The organism is Thermostichus sp. OS-CIW-30, from assembly GCF_054060215.1.
The window spans coordinates 116216-133357 of record NZ_JBSSCZ010000004.1 but is presented as its reverse complement, the minus strand read 5'-3'; the positions used below and the strand labels follow the sequence as shown (position 1 = coordinate 133357).

Sequence of the window (17142 nt, the reverse complement as noted above, 5' to 3'; positions counted from 1 at the left end):
TTTAATCGAATGCTTTTTTCATAAGTTAAAGCAGTACCGGCATCTATGTTCTCGTTTTGACAAATTGGCCAGGAACTTCTTGAGTTTTCTCTATCTCGTCAGTGCTCTCTTTTGGCTCAAATGAAAGATCAACACAACCTAGAAGACTTGAGCAGCCACCAATTTTCCAACAGCTCTCTACCTGTTCGCCTTTCTAATCACACAGTCTAATCACACAGTTGCAGACGGGATTGCGGCTGCCGCATGGCCGGGTCGATCTCGTAGGTCAGCTCAAAGTTGATCACCCGCCAGCGCTGAGGGGATCCACCCCTATCCTCTGGGATTTGGGAGCTGAAGCTGACGGGCAAGCCATAGAGGCGAGGTGGGCCGGGGCGACGGTGGGATCCCTGCTCCAGATAAGGGGTGAGCAGCTGGCGGTAGCGCTCGGCCACGATCACCTGAGTGGCTCGCATTCCTTGCATGCGCAGCCGATCCAATTCTTCATGAATCTCAAAACGGATCCCATCGGCGTGGGTGTGCTGACGAAACCAGCGACCTTCCCAAAAGCGCCAGCGCCGTCCGGATTGCAGGTGTACCAGCTCCTCTTGTTCGGCATCCGCCTCAAATGCACCATGGCGAGGGCAGAGGTAGGTATCGGTCAGGGTGAGGGCCGCAATCGTTTGCCGACAGTGGGGGCACTGAATGCTGGGGCCGAAGATCGGGTAGGAAAAGGCAACAGTCATAGGAAACCCCACAAAACGCGGCTGGATATCTGGGCAAATCCGCAGTTGTCCACATTATAGATGTTGCCTTTTGGGGATCCCCATGACAAAACCGGAGGAGATCTTCTAAATTAGGAGGTAGGGGGGATGCGCTCGAAGTCTGTACTGATTCTGGGCGAGCCTCAAGGAGCTCCGCGATAGCAACGGGGAGTGGGTGGTACCCACTTCTTTGCTTTTTGAGGGGGCTTACTGTCCCCTTTGCCGGCTCCGGCTCAAAGGGGTTTGGATCTGGCGGCAACACCCGGTTGGTGACAAGTTGGTTATGGTTCACCCTCTTATTCCACAGTTGGAGAGCTTGGCCCGTCCCTTGGCCGCTCAACTGGGATACCAGTTGGTGCAGATGGTTTTCCACACCAACCAGCATCCGCCAGTTCTGCGGGTGGATATTCGTCCACTGGATCCCGACCGAGAAACCAGCCATGCCGATTGCGAAGCCATGAGCCAAGCCTTGGAAGTCGAGCTGGATCGGGTGGATCTGATCCCAGGCCAGTATGTGTTGGAGGTGTCCAGCCCTGGCATCAGCAACCTTCTCACCAGCGATCGCGACTTTGTGGTTTTCAAAGGGTTTGCGGTGGAGGTGACCTTGGATCCACCCTACAAGGGCAAAGCCGTTTGGTCAGGACACCTGCTGGGTCGGGATGAGGAGAGGGTTGCCTTATCCCTCAAGGGGCGGCGAGTTCAGTTGCCCCGCGCTTCGGTGCAGCGGGTTGCCCTCTCATCGGAAACTGACTAGGAGACCGGAGATAGAGAGAGCGTTTGACCGCAGGTGGTGCGGCCCTCCCTTCGCATCAGAGATGCGGGTTCAGTTCCCGCTGTGGAGCAATAGCAACAGCAAGTTTCACGAAGTTTGTGCAGGAGGACAGTGGTTATGGCGATGGTGCCTCTGCCGGGTTTGGCGGAAATGGTGGAGATGATCTCGCGGGAGCGCAACTTGCCCCGCCATGTGGTCACCGATGCTCTGCGAGAGGCGCTGCTCAAGGGCTACGAACGCTACCGCAAAACCATCCAGCGAGATGTGGTCTTTGCAGAAGACCACTTCCGCAATTTCGATGTGGAGTTGGATGTGGAGGCAGGAGGCTTTCGCGTTTTGGCCACCAAAGCCATCGTTGAGCAGGTGCAAAACCCCGACCATGAGATCTCTCTGTACGATGTGCAGCAGGATTACCCAGAAGCCGAAGTAGGCTGGGAAGTCACAGATGATGTCACCCCACAACAGGCGGAATTTGGCCGCATGGCGGCCATCCAAACCAAGCAGGTGCTGGCGCAAAAGTTACGGGATCAGCAGCGCCGTCTGATTCAGGAAGAGTTCCGCGATCTGGAAAAAACCGTACTGCAGGCACGGGTGCTGCGCACCGAGCGGCAGACGGTGATCATGTCGGTATCCAGCGGTTTCGGACAACCTGAGGTGGAAGCAGAACTGCCCAAGAAGGAACAGCTGGCCAGCGATCGCTACACTCCCAACGCGGTGATGAAGGTCTATCTCAAGAAAGTCTATGAGGGATCCCGGCGGGGGCCACAGCTTTTGGTTTCCCGGGCCGATGCTGGCTTGGTGGTGAACCTGTTTGCCAACGAGGTGCCAGAAATTGAAGAGGATATCGTGCGGATTGTGGCAGTGGCGCGGGAGGCCAACCCCCCTTCCCGAAATGTGGGGCCACGTACCAAGATTGCGGTCGATACGGTGGAGCGGGACGTGGATCCGGTGGGGGCCTGTATTGGCGCGAGGGGATCCCGGATTCAGGCGGTGGTAGCAGAGCTGCGCAACGAGAAAATCGATGTCATCCGCTGGTCGCCGGATCCTGCCACTTACATTGCCAATGCCCTCAGCCCGGCCAAGGTGGTGGAGGTGCGGCTGGTGGATCCGGAAATCCAGCAAGCTCATGTGTTGGTCAACAGCGACCAGCTCAGTTTGGCCATTGGCAAAGAGGGGCAAAATGTGCGCCTGGCAGCCCGCCTCACCGGTTGGAAAATCGACATCAAGGAAGTGGAGAGCTACCGCGCAGCGCTGGAGGAGGCCCAAGCGCAAGGGTTGCCCTATCCCTTCATCACTCCAGCGGCACTGGAGCGCTTCCAGCGGCGGGCAGAGCGGGCTGCTTTGGGCCTAGAGGATGAGGAATACGAAGAAAAGCGCCGCCTGGAGGAAGAGGAGCTGGCGGGGGACGATAGGCTGGAAGAAGACTGGGCTGACGAAGAGGAGGACTTCGACTACGACGCCGAGTTCGACATTGCCCAGCCGAAGGGGTAATGATATACGCTCTACCCTCACTTTGCCCGTACACTTTGCTCGTAGAGGGCGGCTTCTGCCGGAAGTCTGGGCTTTGGAATGAGTTTTGCTGCAGGGGATCGCGGTTGCACCGAGACCGCAATGGCGCATGTGGGGTTTTCCTGCCTGCTTGGGCAGAACTTCCCTGTTCCGGCAATCTGCATTGGTGAAAGATGCTAGCTTTTGTTAGCATGCAGGAGCCAAAAAAGTTCGGCAGGCAAATCAAAACTCTTCCGAGCCAGAACCCAAACCTCAATCCAACACAGCGGGATCCCTTGGCTAGTTCAGAGTTTGCCCTGGAGCAGTTGCTCTTTGCCCCGGCCACGCCTGACCCCGACGCAGTGCGGGTAATCTACGCCTTCCCCAACACCTACGCAGTGGGGATCACCAGCTTGGGCTATCAAGTCATCTGGAGTCTGCTGGCCAGCCGCCGGGATGTGGCCGTCTCCCGCCTCTTTACGGATCTGGCTGAACCCCTGCCCCGGGAGCCGGAGCTGTTCGGCTTTTCCCTATCCTGGGAGCTGGATTATGTCCATATCCTGGCTCTGCTGGAACGGCACGGGATCCCTCCCAGATCTGAGGAGCGGGAAGAAGCCCACCCCTTGGTCTTTGGCGGCGGCCCGGTACTGACGGCCAACCCCGAGCCTTTTGCTGAGTTCTTTGACCTGATCTTGTTGGGGGATGGGGAAGGTCTTCTGGAGAAGATGATCGAGGTCTATCGGGAGGTGCGCCAGGGATCCCGGGCTGAGAAATTGCAGGCGCTAGCGCAGGTGCCAGGGATCTATGTGCCCGGCTTGTATGAACCCCAATACCGGGAGCCCGACGGCCCGGTGGAGAAGGTGCTCCCCAAAGTGGCTGGGATCCCTAGCTCCATTCGCAAACACACCTTCCGCGGCAACACCCTCTCGGTTTCTACGGTGGTTACCCCCAAAGCGGCCTGGGAGAGCATCTACATGGTGGAGGTGGTGCGCAGCTGCCCGGAGATGTGTCGGTTTTGCCTGGCCAGCTATCTCACCCTGCCTTTCCGGGTGGCGGATGTGGAGGGGCATTTGATCCCGGCGGTAGAGCGGGGGCTGCAGGTCACTCAGCGGATTGGGTTGCTGGGGGCTTCTGTAACCCAGCACCCCCAATTTGAGCAGTTGCTGGAGCACTTGGCCCAGGATCGCTTCGAGCAGGTGCGTCTCAGTTTGGCCTCGGTGCGCACCGCTACCGTAACCCCACGTCTGGCGCAGGTACTCTCCCGCCGGGGCAGCCAGTCCATTACGGTGGCCATCGAAAGTGGCTCAGAACAACTGCGCCAGATCATCAACAAGAAGTTAAGCAACCCGGAAATCTTGGCAGCAGCAGCCCACGCCCAGGCTGGAGGTCTGAAGGGCATTAAGTTCTACGGCATGGTAGGGATCCCGGCGGAAACCCAGGCAGATCTGGAGGCCACAGTAGCCCTTTTCCAAGAGCTCAAAAAAGCGGCTCCCGGCCTGCGCCTAACGCTGGGGTGCAGCACCTTTGTGCCCAAAGCCCACACTCCTTTTCAGTGGCACGGGGTGGATCCCAAAGCCGAGAAAAAACTGCAGTTTTTCCAGAAACACCTGCGTCCCTTGGGGGTGGAGTTTCGCCCGGAAAGCTATAGCTGGTCGGTGATCCAAGCCCTCATCTCGCGAGGGGATCGGCGGGTGGGAAAAGTCTTGCAGTTGGCGCGGGACTTTGGGGAATCCTTGGGGAGCTACCGGCGCGCTTTCAAAGAGCTTAAAGGGCAACTGCCGCCCCTAGACTACTACGTGCACAGCCACTGGGATCCAGCGGATCCCTTGCCTTGGCAACACATCGAAGGGCCCCTCACCCCAGAGCGACTGTTGCAACATCGCCAGGAAGCTCTTTCTGTTCGTATCTCTTGAAAATACCTATTTGGGTTGTTTGCAGGCCGCAATGCTGCTGGCAATGACCGCCTCGGTTTCGGCCAAACCTTTCCAGCCCAAGATCTGGGTTTCTTTCTTTTCCAAGCGCTTGTAGGTGGCGAAAAACTCCGCAATCTCATCCAGGCGGTGCTGGGCGATGTCTTCCAGCTTGGTCACCGAAGCATAGCGGGGATCCTTAGCAGGCACACACAGCAGCTTCTCATCCGGATCCCCGCCATCGATCATCTGCAACATGCCCAAGGGGCGCACCGTGACCACACACCCTGGGAAGGTGGGCTGATCCATGATCACCAAGCCATCCAAGGGATCCCCATCCCCGGCCAGCGTATTGGGCACAAAGCCGTAGTCGTAAGGGTACTGCACCGAGGAATAGAGCACCCGATCCAGCGCCATTGCTCCCATGTCTTTGTCGAACTCATACTTGTTTTTGCTGCCGCCGGGAATCTCAATCAAGAGGTTGAGCAGGCCGGGCTTGGGTTGGGCAGGGATCCGCGACAGGTCGATCACAGCAAGCACCCTCGGATTGGGAATAGACAGCCAGAGGGTATTCTGACATACTCCTTGCCCCAAAGGACAGAGACTCTTGACACTTCGCCGGGAACAGTTCACGTCGGCGGGACGGAATCCTCAGCCAGCTTCCATTCTCTCCACCCACGTCTGGCTCAACGCTGGGAGACGCCCCATCCTCGGCAAGAGACTTGGTTTTTGTCTCCTCCTTTCGCTCAGCATGCTCAGAGCTGTCTTGGAAGGAGAGGATTCCAGATCCGGTTTTTTTGATCGACTTTGATCAGCTTGGACATACTCCCCGGGCAAGATTCGAACTTGCGACCAATCGGTTAACAGCCGACCGCTCTACCGCTGAGCTACCGAGGATCAAGCGTTTCTCATCATAGGGGAAAAAAGGACTGCTAGGCAACTGCCGGCGGGGGGTTCTTGTTGGGCCTTGGGATCCCTGTTCAGTGGAGCGGGCTTGATTTTGCTCAATTGCTCGCCTTTCTCAGGTCTATCTGACGGATCCGGGGGACAAACCCTGAAAACGCCCTCGTCAACCGAACGGAAGCCATTACAATGGTTACGGACATTTGCCAGCGCCCCTCATGGACTTCGGAGTCGGATTTCTCTCCAACAACGTCATGCTGCCGATCCTGGATTTTTTCTATGGGATCGTGCCCAGCTACGGACTGGCCATCATCTTCCTGACGTTGGTGATCCGCTTTGCCCTCTACCCGCTCAATGTGGGATCCATCCGCAACATGCGGCGCATGAAGGTGATCAGCCCGGTGATGCAGCGGCGGATGCGAGAACTCCAGGAGAAATACCGAGACGACCCGCAGAAGCTTCGGGAAGCCCAGGCCAAGCTTTACAGCGAGCTGGGGGCCAATCCCTTGGGGGGCTGCCTGCCACTGCTCATTCAAATGCCAGTGCTGTTTGCCCTGTTTGCCACCCTGCGGGGCTCCCCCTTTGCAGCGGTGACCTACGATGTCAACTTGCAGATCCTGCCGGCGGAAGTGGCGGCTGAGGTGGTACCAGCTCCCTACGTCAGCCCCAGCAAGAACATTTTTGTCACCGACTCTCTCCACAGGCCAGTGGTGCTGGTGGAACCCAAAGGCACCAAGGTTGCCGTTGGGGAGGAGGTGCAATTTCTGCTTCAAGGGCCGGGGGGCAAGCCTTTTGAGCAGTTGGTGGCCGAAGCGGGTGGGGATCCCAATCTGTTACAGCCCACCTGGAAGATCACCAAAGGGGAAGATCGTGCCCAGATCAAGCCGGATGGCACCTTGCTGGCTCTGCAGCCGGGGGATGTGACCGTGCAGGTGTCCATTCCCGGTTTGGCCTCTGACACCGGCTTTCTGTTCATCGACAAGTTGGGCCGTGTGGGGGCCTTCGACGAGGATGGCACCATCCACTGGGATATCATCGCCATGATCGTCATCTTTGGGGTGTCCATTTACCTGAACCAGTACCTAACCAATGCCGGACAGGATACCGGCAAAGAGGATCCCAGCCAAAGTTCCATGGCTCGGATCACCCCTGTGCTGTTCTCGGCGATGTTCCTGTTCTTCCCTCTGCCGGCAGGGGTTTTGCTCTACATCCTTGTCTCTAACATCTTCCAAACGGTGCAGACTTTCCTGCTCTCGCGGGAGCCGTTGCCGGAGAACTTACAGCAGTTGGTGGAAGAGGAGCGCCGTCGGGCTGCCCAGACGATAACGGTGGAGGCCAAGGAAGTGGAGAAATCGACCAAGCCCAGAGCAGCCAAGGAGGGACGGGAATCCTTGCCCTTTGAGCCCTAGGGGATCCTCGCTGTTGGGGTGGACTTGTGGTGGAGTGTTGATACCTGATACATTTACGCTGAACACTGCTGAACATCACTGTTCAACTATGCAGCGATAGCATTCTGTTTGTTTCCAACCAGAATGGCGGTATCCCGCAAAGCTTTGACTAGAATACCCAAAGCGCAGTTTCCGTGTCGTCTTACTACCAATTTTCTGCTTTGCTTTGGCTACCATGTTGGCAGACTCGAAAGTAAACAGAAAGATCAACTGGTAGTAATCCGTACTGAACATATTATACATTACTTTCAGTATAGTTGAGCTTATTATTGACTAGAGTCATGCTCTTCAAAGTTGGAAGCTGCCCAGGATGAGCCGTCCTAAGTCTTCTACGGGATCTGCTGCTAGGAAATCTGAGGGAACCGTTGCCCCTTCGCCAAACAAGTCCACCTTTGCGGCCAATCAAGAGCGAGCCAGGCAGTGGTTACAGCGGGTGCTGGCGGCTATGGGGATCCCAGCGGCGGTGCGGGTGGTGGGGGAGGTGCTGGAAATCGAGGCGTCTTCTTTGACCCCAGCTCAGAAGCAACTGCTGTTGGCGAAAGCCCCCCCCTTGCCCTCTCCATCTTCCAGAGATTCCCCTCAAGAGGAGGATCGCTCCCCTGTGGTGCTGGATGCGTTGCAGTACCTGGCCAACACCCTTCTCAACCTGAACCAGCCGGAAGACCAGCAGCAGCCCTACATTTTGGATTTGGACGGCTATCGGCAGCGGCGTTTGCAGGAGCTGAAGGTTTTGGTTGCCGCTGCTGTGGAAAAGGTGAGGGCCACTGGCCGGGAATACGAGTTTCCCGATCTCTCGGCTGCCGAGCGTCGGCAAATTCATACTCTCTTGAATGACCCTGCCTATGCCGATCTGGAAACTTTCAGCCGTGGCAAAGAGCCTGACCGGCGCTTGGTTATCCGTCGGGCAGCTTCCCCATCTTGAGAGTGGGCAGAGGGCTGGGAACAAGTTGGCCCTCTTGCTACGGTGACGACAGGGATCCCGGCTATCCAAAACGTGCGAAAGGGGGCGCAATGTTAAGGCCAATTCGTCTATCCGATCTGCGGCAGATGCCGGATCAAACCCAAGAATTGCAGTTTAGGCAGTTTTTTTCGGGCTTTGAGAGTTTGACCCCTGTGGAGGGATCCCTGGAAGTCAGCCATCGGGGCCATTTTCTCGAAGTGAGTGCTGAAGCTCGTACCATTGTCACCCTCACCTGCCACCGCTGCCTCCAGCAGTTCAACCACCGGCTGCACCTGGAAGTTGAGGAGATCATTTTGATTCGGGATCCCGAACCTCTCCCCTTGGAGCTGGAACTGCAAGACGAAGAAGATCTGCTGGAAAGCCTGCCCCCCAATGGTGAGCTGGATGTCGAAGACTGGATGTACCAGCACCTGCATTTGGAGATGCCCCGCCAGTTGCCCTGCCGTCCCGATTGTCCGGGCATTGCGGTGGAAGCTACAGCACCAACGGCGGATCCCCGCTGGGCAGCCCTAGCTTCTCTCCTGGAAGACTCTCCCTAGCTTTTTTGATGTTGCGCCCACAAGTTCTCTGGCGTTTTGCTCGACCCCACACCGTCTACGGCACCAGCGCCAGCGTGGTGGGCCTCTACCTGTTGGCGGGGTTTGTGGCTGCCGGATCCCTGCAACCGGTTCTCTCGGCGCTGCCCCAGTTGGTCTGGGCTTGGGCGGCCTGTCTGGCGGCCAATGTCTACATCGTCGGCTTGAATCAACTGACGGATGTTGAAATCGACCGCATCAACAAACCCCATTTGCCCTTGGCTGCTGGATCCCTGAGTTGGCGACAGGGGGTGGGGATCGTCGTGGGTTGTGGAGCGGCGTCCGTCCTGCTGGCCATGGCCGGGATCCCCTACCTGCTGCTGACGGTGCTTTTGAGCAATGGGATCGGCACGGCCTATTCGCTGCCCCCCTTGCGGTTGAAGCGTTTTCCGCTGGCGGCCTCGGCTTGCATCTACAGCGTGCGGGGTTTGATCGTCAATTTGGGCCTTTACAGCCATTTTCAGCAGGTGATGCAGGGAAGGGTCGAGCTTTCAGCCCCAATTGTTTGGCTGACGGGGTTTATGTCGATTTTTGGGTTGGTGATCGCCCTTTTCAAAGATATTCCCGACATGGAAGGGGATCGCCAGTTTGCCATTGCCACCTTCTCGCTGCGCTTTGGGCCAGGGCGGATCTCAAGGTTTTGCATTAGCATTTTGGCCTTGTGCTATCTGGGATTTATCGGGGTGGGGATCTCTTTTCTCCTTGCGGGCAACGGCCTCTGGCTGTTGGTGAGCCATGTGTTGGGGCTGGGGATCCTCTTGGGCTATGGTGTCCATCTGGATCTCAGCCATCGGGAGGCGATTGTTGGCTATTATCAACTGATCTGGAAGTTGTTTTACTTGGAGTATTTGCTTTACCCTTGGGCCTTTTTCTCTTTTTTCTAGAGCATTTTCCTGGAGGTAACGATCTCCCCAAACTCAGACAGGAAAAAATCTAGAGATACCGCCTCATTTGCACTCGAAAGCGGCCTTTTTTCGTTTCGGCTACCTCTTCGATTTGCAGCCGACCCCGACCGCGAATGGCAATCCAATCCTGAGGGCCAACGGTGTAGCTGGCTTGGGTAATGGGCTTCCAATTGACCCGCACTTCCCCCCGTTGGATTTCTTCCACCATTTTGCTGCGGGAGATGCCAAACCCGGCTGAGGCTACCGCATCCAGGCGCAAAGAGGCTTCCACGCTAGTGATGGATTTGACGCGGGGGGGTTGAATGTTCAACTGGCTCAGGGGGATCCGGCCTACTTTGACAGGCACTGTGCGCACCTGCGTCAGGTTTAGGGTGAGGTAATCCACCATTTCGGGCACAACGATGGCCTGGGCGCCTGAGTCCCCCAACAGGAGGATGTCTCCCACTTTCTCGCGGGCGATGCCGGCTCCCAAAAGGGCTCCCAGAAAATCGCGGTGGGTGGCCGGGTCGAAGAGAAAGTTGCCCTGAATCTGAATGGCGGCCAATGGGATCCCTTCTGGGTCGGACTTTGGATCCCGGACATCCAGACCCACCTCAGAGCGAGCTAGGGCCAAGCGCTGGCGCTCTGCTTGAGGGTACCCTCCCCAAGCCCACACTTGCAGTTCGGTCAAGTTGCACAGCCGAGCTTGCACCTCTGCTATTTCCGGTGGCGAGAGGAAGTCGCTCCAGACCACTTGCCAGGTCTTGAGGGCTTGCTCTCCCAAATCCAAGACCCGTGCCAAGGTTTCTCGATGCTCTGCCCCTCGCAACAAATCGGCTCTGGGTAGCATTTGGGGTGCTTCGACCTCTGTGGTTCAGTCCCGTTTTTCCCATGCTAAGCTAGATAGCCGGAATCACGGCGGGCGTAGCCAAGCGGTTAAGGCAGAGGATTGTGGATCCTCCATTCGTGGGTTCGAGTCCCATCGTCCGCCCTTGAGGGAAATCGCGAAAATCCAGTCAGGGCAAGGGCTGCAGAGGCCAGTCCATCTATCTAGACCCTGACAAACGAAAACAGACAACACCCTATCTGGACGCAAAAATCGTGAAGGTATTCGTCAAGGTGATCTGGAGCACCTGCCTCTCCCTCTCAAAACAAGCTCTGCTGTGGTCTTTCAGGTTAGGGTGAGCTTCTGGCCCCCTGCATTATTGCTCCGCAACGCCGACGCGAGCAACGTTTTGGGTGTGGGCACAGTATCCTAGTTTGAATCGAAATGACCATGACGCTCTGCTTGCGGATGGACTCACCAGGACTTTGTCCCGCTATCGCGAACACAGCTCAAGATTAGGGTTCCCACTTCGTCAATGACACCTGTCCAACCGGCTTCGATCACCGCCGTTGCCTCCGGCATCTCGACAATTGCCGGCCCGCGCAGTTGAAACCCCACATCCATGCGCTGCCGATCGTAGACCGGCACCGAGCACATCCTGCCCCCAAACCATGCCTCTCGCCGATCCTTGAGGGGATCCCCTGGCAAGGGGGGGGGTGCGGTCAAAGGCACGGTGGGTAGGGCCTGCACCGCCTGTAGACGCAACTGAATCACCTCCACCGGCTGGGCCAAATCCTGCCATCCATAGCGTTGTCGGTGGGCCTGGTGAAACTGTTGCTCCAGATGAGGAATCGGATCTGACAACTGCACCGGGATCTCCAACTCAAAAGACTGGCCGCGATAGCGCAAGTCCAAGCTGAAGTGCAGCGCCGGCTCCTGCAGATCGGCTCTCGCCTGGCGGATCAGGGGTTCTGCCCATTGGGCCAGCAGGGATCCCCCTGAAGCGGACGTGAGCTGCCGCAGAGGTTGGAGGATGGCCCGCCGATAGTCTCGCCGCAGATCTGCCAGAGCCATTCCCAGCGCCGAGAGCACCCCACAGGCAGCCGGGATCAAGATCGTGCGGATGCCCAGCTCTTCTGCCAAAGCACAGGCATGCATGGGCCCGGCTCCGCCGAAGGCCAACAGGGCAAAATCGGCGGGATCCAAACCCCGCTCCACGCTGATCACCCGCAAGGCCCGCGACATAGCGACGTTGGCCAAGGTGCGAATGCCAACGGCAGTTTCCTGCAAGCTCAAACCCAAGGGATCCGCCAGCGTGGCAATAGCCTGTTCCGCCAGCTCCCGCCGTAGCTGCACCGAGTTGCCCAGCCGCCCGCCATCCGGCAGGTACCCCAGCCAGAGGTTGGCATCGGTAACCGTCGGAGCCCTTCCCCCCCGACCGTAGCAGGCCGGCCCGGGGTTGGATCCGGCACTCTCTGGCCCCACCTGAAGCCCACCGCCGGGCAGCAAATGGGCCAGGGATCCGCCGCCGGCACTGACGGTGTGGATATCAATTTGGGGCTGTTGCACGGGCAAGCCGCACACCACCGCTGCGGGAGTAACCTGGGGGATCCCATCTTGGATCAAGGCCACATCCGTGCTGGTTCCCCCCATATCGAAGCTGAGCAAGTGGGGGTAGCCACTCAGGCGACCCAGATAGGCCGCCCCATAAACCCCGCCTGCCGGCCCTGAGAGCAAAGCCACCGAAGCATGGGCCGCCGCCTGAGGGATGGAGGTCACGCCGCCGGAAGACTGCATGATCAACGGTTGGGGGATCCCTCGCTCCCGACATCCTTGGGCCAAGCGGTGCAGGTAGCCCGCCAATGCCGGGCTGAGGTAGGCATCGATGGCGGTGGTGCTGAAGCGCTCGTATTCTCGGAACTCCGGCGCCACCTCGCAAGACAGGGAAAGGTGTAGCTCCGGGAAAGCCTGTCGCAAGGCCATTCCCAGCCGCTGTTCGTGCTCCGGGTAGAGAAAAGAAAACAAAAACCCCACCCCAATAGCGCGGATCCCATCCCGCTGCACCCGTTCCCCCACCTCCTGCACCACCCGCCGGATTTCGGCATCGGTGAGCGGCTCCAACACTCCACCCACGCTGCAGCGCTCCTTCACCTCCAGGCAATGGTGGCGGGGCACCACCGGCTCCGGCTTGGGCTGTGTCAGGTCATACAGAGAGGGGCGGTTTTGACGGGCAATGGCCAGCACATCCCGAAAGCCCGCCGTGGTCAAAAACAGGGTGGGGGATCCCTTGCGCTCCAGCAGCGCGTTGGTGGCTACCGTCATGCCATGACAGAAGAGGTCAACCCAGAGCACCCCCAGCTTGTCCAGCGCCGCAAAGACCCCCTCCTCAGGGCTGGGGGTAGACAGCACCTTCGCCGTCTGCATCTGGCCATCCTGCAAGAGCACCAGATCAGTAAAGGTGCCCCCCACATCGATCCCCAGGCGGGCCAAGCTGCGGCTTGCTTCCGTCTGATCCAGATTGGCCGGATCGAGGTTGCTACCCAACGCTGATGCGACCATGGCTTCCATCGTGCATTTCTTTTGCCTTCTTCTGGGGCCAGCCCTTGGTCGGACTATGGCTATGACGCCTGGCTTTTGTAACGGCAGAGACAGGCTGACCGGCGCCCCTTCGTGTAGCGAGTGTAGCTCAGCAACTTCTGTCTTTTTTGGAGCATGACTCTAGTCAATAATAAGCTCAACTATACTGAAAATAATGTATAATATGTTCAGTACGGATTACTACCAGTTGATCTTTCTGTTTACTTTCGAGTCTGCCAACATGGTAGCCAAAGCAAAGCAGAAAATTGGTAGTAAGACGACACGGAAACTGCGCTTTGGGTATTCTACTCAAAGCTTTGCGGGATACCGCCATTCTGTTTGGACTCCGTCCCGCTAACGCGAATGGAAACAAACAGAATGCTATCGCTGCATAGTTGAACAGTGATGTTCAGCAGTGTTCAGCGTAAATGTATCAGTTTGGAATAGTCACCACCTCTAGCTCGGAAGTCCATCGTTGCCTTTCACCAGCCCTGCCCGAACGGCATCCAAGAACTGGCGGGCAGTGCGACCGGAAAAGCCGTTTTGCTGTTGGGCCCAGATTAAGGCCTGGCGGCGCAGGGCATCCAGAGATTGGGTGAAACCCAGCCGCTGGGCCAAGTGTTCTACGGTTGCCAGGTAATCTCCCTGGGTGAAGGGGGTGAAGGTGAGGGTGAGGCCGAAGCGATCCCGCAGCGACAGCTTTTCCTGGACCGTATCCCAGGCGTGGACTTCTTGATCTTGGGGATTGGGACGATCGCCAAAAAACTCGCGGATGAGATGGCGGCGGTTGCTGGTGGCATAAAGGCGCACGTTGGGGGGCGGCGCAACGAGATCCCCCTCCAGGAGCACCTTGAGCTGCTTGAACTCGGTTTCCTCTGCCTCAAAGGAGAGATCGTCCACAAACAAGATGAAAGGCAACACCTGCGCCCGCAGCTCTGCCAAAATCTCCGGCAACTGAATCAAGTCTGTTCGCCTCAGCTCCAATAGGCGCAGCCCCTGCAGGCCGTAGCGGCGCAACAAGGCCTTCACCAGAGAAGACTTGCCGGTGCCCCGCGCCCCGTAGAGCAACACATGCAAAGCCGGATCCCCCCGCAGCAGGGCTTCGGTGTTGGCCGCCAACTGCTGTTTCTGCCGTTCGTAGCCGTAGATCTCCTCCCAGTCAGACAGATCGGGAGCAGGGATCCCTTCTAGCCCTGCTGGCCCCCAGCGAAAGGCCCAGTAGCGACCACAGAGCCCTACCCCCCTTTGGCGGTAGTGGGCAATTAAGGTCTCCAAGCTCTGGCCCCAATCGGCAAAAGAGCGGGGATCCCAGCCAGCGCTATCGGTTTCCCCATCGGGCCAGGGGATCCCCAACCCCAACGCCTGCATCTGCTCGGCAATGGTCTCCTGACTGTCCGCTAGGGTTTGCAGACAGCGCAGGTCGTGGCGGGCCGCCTGCATAAGAGGCTCTGGGATCCCTTGGGGCTGCAGCGCTGCACGGGCAAAGGGGTTATCGGCCCAGCGGATCTCCCGGATCAGCCATTGCCGCCAGCTCAGGCCCTGCCGGGCCAAAAGCTCAAACCAGCGCCCGTAGGCCCTCCAGCACGGCAGGGGATCCCCACTCATCAACTGCTGGATTAGCTCCTGCCAGGCTAGGGCTAGGGGGTGGGTGCAGATGTCCCGGAATACCAGCAGCTTGGCCGCTGCTTCTGCTGCTTCTTGGAGGGGGGTCATCGCTTGAAGCCGCTCTAACTTGGCGTTGCTTATCCGCTCCCTAGGGGAGGAGACTGGGGGTAGTTGCGTTAACAACACGGAGCGCTTGAGTTACCTGGCATTGTCCCGCCGGCCCAGTTCATAGAGGCCTCCGCCGACGCAGGCGATCAGGCCGCAGGAGACGGCCCAGCTTTTGCCCAAGGAGATCTCCGTCAGGGCTACCACCAAGCCTGCTGCCAGCAAAAAGGGAAGGGTGCTCAGCAAGGAAGCCAAAGCTCCACTGGGATCCCATAGCAATTGCTTTTCCCAGCTCTCCTGCAGCTTTTGATGCAGCGGCGAAAACCCCCACATCAGTCCCAAGCCCCACAGAGCCGTGGCGGCCCATAAAGAGGGGCGAAGCATCTCCCAGCCCACAAGTCCAACCCCAACGGGATCCACCGGTCAACTCCCAACCCTGCCTTTCTAGGCTAGCGGGATTGGGCCCAATCGGTGGCGGTAATGGTGGTGCCAGGAAATTGAATGGGGTTGCCCAAGCTCTGGATTTGGGCCTGGAGAGCCGGCAACAGCCGCAAATCCAAAAGCGGCTCCTCCACGATCTCTGCCGGGATCAGATCCCGTTCTAGGGCAAAGTGGGCCGCGTGGCCGGCGGCGGTGCCAATGGCCCATTCCACCGGATGCACCCGGTAGGAGGCACTGGCAATGCGGCTGGTGGCGATATTTTTGTTGCCGGCTAGCAGATTGTCAATGCGCTGGGGGATCAGCGCCCGCAGGGGGATCTGGTAAGGGTAGCTGGGGGCCTGCGCGTCTTTGTTGTTGCTGGGGGGCGGGGAAAAACCCGGCAGCAGGCAATCGTGAAAGTCGATGGGGTACTGGCCCACCCCCACCGAGTCGTAGAAGATGAAGGGCCGCCCGCGGTTTAGCTCCGATTCCCGTGTGGTGATGTCCGACTCGTAGATGGTAAATCCTTCTGGGTAGGAGAGGCTGGGCCGACCAATGATGCGCCGCGACTCGCGGATATAAGGGTACTTGGAGAGGCCGCTGGCAGTTCCCATGGGGGTATTGGGCCCCCGTAGGTAGGCATAGCGCAAGTAGAAGTCTTTTTGAAAGTTGGGATCCTCCTGTTGCAGGAGAAAATCCGTCCTTCCCGCCACCAGCCAGTAGAAAAAGCCCTTAGCATGCTGCTCAGCTCGCCGCAGGGCTTCCACCCGCAAGCCCCCCATCCAGCCGCCCGGCTGCAGTTGGCCTGAGGCCTGCAGTTGCTCGTGGGTGAGGATGAAATTCTTATCCGGCCCTGTGATGCGCCAGTCGTTGCCCCAAGTCCAGTTTTGCATTGACTGATCCCCCACCCGAATGGCCTCTTCCCCAAAGCCGAACACCTGCCCCCGGATGCGGCGGTAGGTGAAGATCAGCGCAAAGTTGAAGCGAGGGTGTTCGTAACTGTAGTAGGGACCGTGCAGGGGATCGTTGTAGAACTCCGGCTTGACCGGCACCTGCGGCACGGGGAAGCGCTCCATGACAAAGGTGTAGGTGAAGCCCTGGGTACAGTAGGGATCCACGTAGGGCTTGGAGCTGGGTTCCCAGCGGCTTTGGCCATCAGTTCCCAGGCGGTAGGGCACCCGCGCCAAGGGCAGCAGCTCGCCGGTTTCAGTAGCATCGATCACCACCCAGGGCAGGGTTTTCCCCTGGCGTTCTGGCGGCGGCTCAAAGCGCAGGATCTCCTTGTCCCAGTCGTCGGTGGGCTCCAGGCGGTAAAAGTCCAGGAGATAGGTGGACAAATCCCCCCGCTGCTCCGGCTCCACGCCGGCGTGTTTGGGGATGTTGCGGATGGCCTGCACGCTGCGGATTTGGTAATCCGCAATCTCCAAGTCTTTGACCACCGTCTCCGTAAATAGCCGCAACTGCCCCGACTGCAGATAGGGATCCAACATCTCCCGGAGTACCTGATGTCCCACCTGGGGAGAAAAACAGAGCACGCTCACCCAGCACTTGCCGGGGTTGGGATCCCCGCCGTATTTTTCCCGTACCCGCCGGCGAAACTCGCTGTAGCCTTTGGGGAAGATGTCATTTTCTCGTTGCAGGGGTCGCTCGTCCAAAGCGGAGACTCCCTGGGCGCTCACCTGCCCCCCGATCCAATCGGTGATCTCCGTCATGCACACCTGCCGGCCCAGTTGCAGCGCGTCATAGGCTGCCGCCACCCCCCCCAGCCCACCCCCCGCGATGAAAATCTCACAGGGGATCCGGGTTTCCGGCAGGGGCGCCGTCGATGGTTGGGCCAGGCCCGCTCCCGCCCCGAGGATCCCTACTCCCAACGCCACACCGCTCCACCCCAGAAGGTTGACCTGAAGTTTCATCGAATGACCTCTCCA

At 58.6% G+C, this 17142-nt stretch carries 14 protein-coding genes, 2 tRNA genes and 2 pseudogenes; 9 read left to right on the top strand and 9 right to left on the bottom strand.

The features are described 5' to 3' along the window. A pseudogene (locus tag ACVWZF_RS02890) lies at positions 1–124 on the top strand (IS5-like element ISSoc13 family transposase); the annotation flags it as partial. 82 nt (positions 125–206) lie between these two features. Here ACVWZF_RS02890 and ACVWZF_RS02885 read toward each other — a convergent pair. Then, the gene (locus ACVWZF_RS02885; protein WP_011433824.1) at positions 207–722 is read right to left on the bottom strand and encodes a TIGR02652 family protein; all 516 of its coding nucleotides are present in this window, start codon (positions 720–722) and stop codon (positions 207–209) included. 301 nt (positions 723–1023) lie between these two features. On the opposite strand from ACVWZF_RS02885, the gene rimP reads away from it, so the two are divergent. The 3 genes from rimP to ACVWZF_RS02870 all read left to right on the top strand — a co-directional run bounded on the left by rimP (position 1024) and on the right by ACVWZF_RS02870 (position 4913). Continuing rightward, entirely contained in the window at positions 1024–1494 is a 471-nt protein-coding gene (gene rimP / locus ACVWZF_RS02880; protein WP_011433822.1) for a ribosome maturation factor RimP, read from the top strand. A 135-nt stretch (positions 1495–1629) separates the two neighbouring features. Then, entirely contained in the window at positions 1630–3003 is a 1374-nt protein-coding gene (gene nusA, locus ACVWZF_RS02875) for a transcription termination factor NusA (protein ID WP_011433821.1), read from the top strand. Positions 3004–3296: 293 nt separating this feature from the next. Next, positions 3297–4913 (top strand): B12-binding domain-containing radical SAM protein, encoded by a 1617-nt coding sequence (locus ACVWZF_RS02870; protein ID WP_457410774.1) that lies wholly within the window; start codon positions 3297–3299, stop codon positions 4911–4913. Between the two features lie 6 nt (positions 4914–4919). Here the strand turns inward: ACVWZF_RS02870 and ACVWZF_RS02865 are convergent, their stop codons facing one another. Then, positions 4920–5438 (bottom strand): inorganic diphosphatase, encoded by a 519-nt coding sequence (locus ACVWZF_RS02865; protein WP_457410779.1) that lies wholly within the window; start codon positions 5436–5438, stop codon positions 4920–4922. Positions 5439–5735: 297 nt separating this feature from the next. Continuing rightward, positions 5736–5807: transfer RNA gene (locus ACVWZF_RS02860), tRNA-Asn, on the bottom strand. A 224-nt stretch (positions 5808–6031) separates the two neighbouring features. Here ACVWZF_RS02860 and yidC point away from each other — a divergent pair. Next, positions 6032–7222 (top strand): membrane protein insertase YidC, encoded by a 1191-nt coding sequence (gene yidC, locus ACVWZF_RS02855; RefSeq protein ID WP_457410773.1) that lies wholly within the window; start codon positions 6032–6034, stop codon positions 7220–7222. An 86-nt stretch (positions 7223–7308) separates the two neighbouring features. Here the strand turns inward: yidC and ACVWZF_RS02850 are convergent. Then, positions 7309–7492: pseudogene (locus tag ACVWZF_RS02850) on the bottom strand (hypothetical protein); the annotation flags it as partial. 79 nt (positions 7493–7571) lie between these two features. Here ACVWZF_RS02850 and ACVWZF_RS02845 point away from each other — a divergent pair. The 3 genes from ACVWZF_RS02845 to ACVWZF_RS02835 all read left to right on the top strand — a co-directional run bounded on the left by ACVWZF_RS02845 (position 7572) and on the right by ACVWZF_RS02835 (position 9681). Further along, positions 7572–8183, top strand: a complete 612-nt coding sequence (locus ACVWZF_RS02845; RefSeq protein WP_457410771.1) for a Jag family protein — start codon at positions 7572–7574, stop codon at positions 8181–8183. Between the two features lie 89 nt (positions 8184–8272). Further along, positions 8273–8761: a YceD family protein gene (locus tag ACVWZF_RS02840; protein ID WP_011433815.1), complete on the top strand. Its 489-nt coding sequence runs from the start codon at positions 8273–8275 to the stop codon at positions 8759–8761. 8 nt (positions 8762–8769) lie between these two features. Continuing rightward, a complete protein-coding gene (locus ACVWZF_RS02835; RefSeq protein WP_011433814.1) occupies positions 8770–9681 on the top strand; it encodes a homogentisate phytyltransferase in 912 nt (303 codons plus the stop codon). Positions 9682–9730: 49 nt separating this feature from the next. On the opposite strand, the gene ACVWZF_RS02830 is transcribed toward ACVWZF_RS02835, so the two are convergent. Next, complete coding sequence (locus ACVWZF_RS02830) at positions 9731–10531, bottom strand: photosystem II S4 domain protein (RefSeq protein WP_041436700.1); 801 nt, start codon at positions 10529–10531, stop codon at positions 9731–9733. 68 nt (positions 10532–10599) lie between these two features. Here ACVWZF_RS02830 and ACVWZF_RS02825 point away from each other — a divergent pair. Beyond that, a tRNA-His gene (locus ACVWZF_RS02825) sits at positions 10600–10672 on the top strand. 309 nt (positions 10673–10981) lie between these two features. Here ACVWZF_RS02825 and ACVWZF_RS02820 read toward each other — a convergent pair. The 4 genes from ACVWZF_RS02820 to ACVWZF_RS02805 all read right to left on the bottom strand — a co-directional run bounded on the left by ACVWZF_RS02820 (position 10982) and on the right by ACVWZF_RS02805 (position 17127). Further along, positions 10982–13075: a hydantoinase/oxoprolinase family protein gene (locus ACVWZF_RS02820; protein ID WP_238376769.1), complete on the bottom strand. Its 2094-nt coding sequence runs from the start codon at positions 13073–13075 to the stop codon at positions 10982–10984. A 465-nt stretch (positions 13076–13540) separates the two neighbouring features. Next, entirely contained in the window at positions 13541–14797 is a 1257-nt protein-coding gene (locus ACVWZF_RS02815; RefSeq protein ID WP_011433811.1) for an ATP-binding protein, read from the bottom strand. A 90-nt stretch (positions 14798–14887) separates the two neighbouring features. Next, the gene (locus ACVWZF_RS02810) at positions 14888–15178 is read right to left on the bottom strand and encodes a hypothetical protein (protein ID WP_011433810.1); all 291 of its coding nucleotides are present in this window, start codon (positions 15176–15178) and stop codon (positions 14888–14890) included. A 65-nt stretch (positions 15179–15243) separates the two neighbouring features. Continuing rightward, positions 15244–17127, bottom strand: a complete 1884-nt coding sequence (locus ACVWZF_RS02805; protein WP_457410769.1) for an FAD-dependent oxidoreductase — start codon at positions 17125–17127, stop codon at positions 15244–15246. Between the last annotated feature and the right edge of the window lie 15 nt (positions 17128–17142).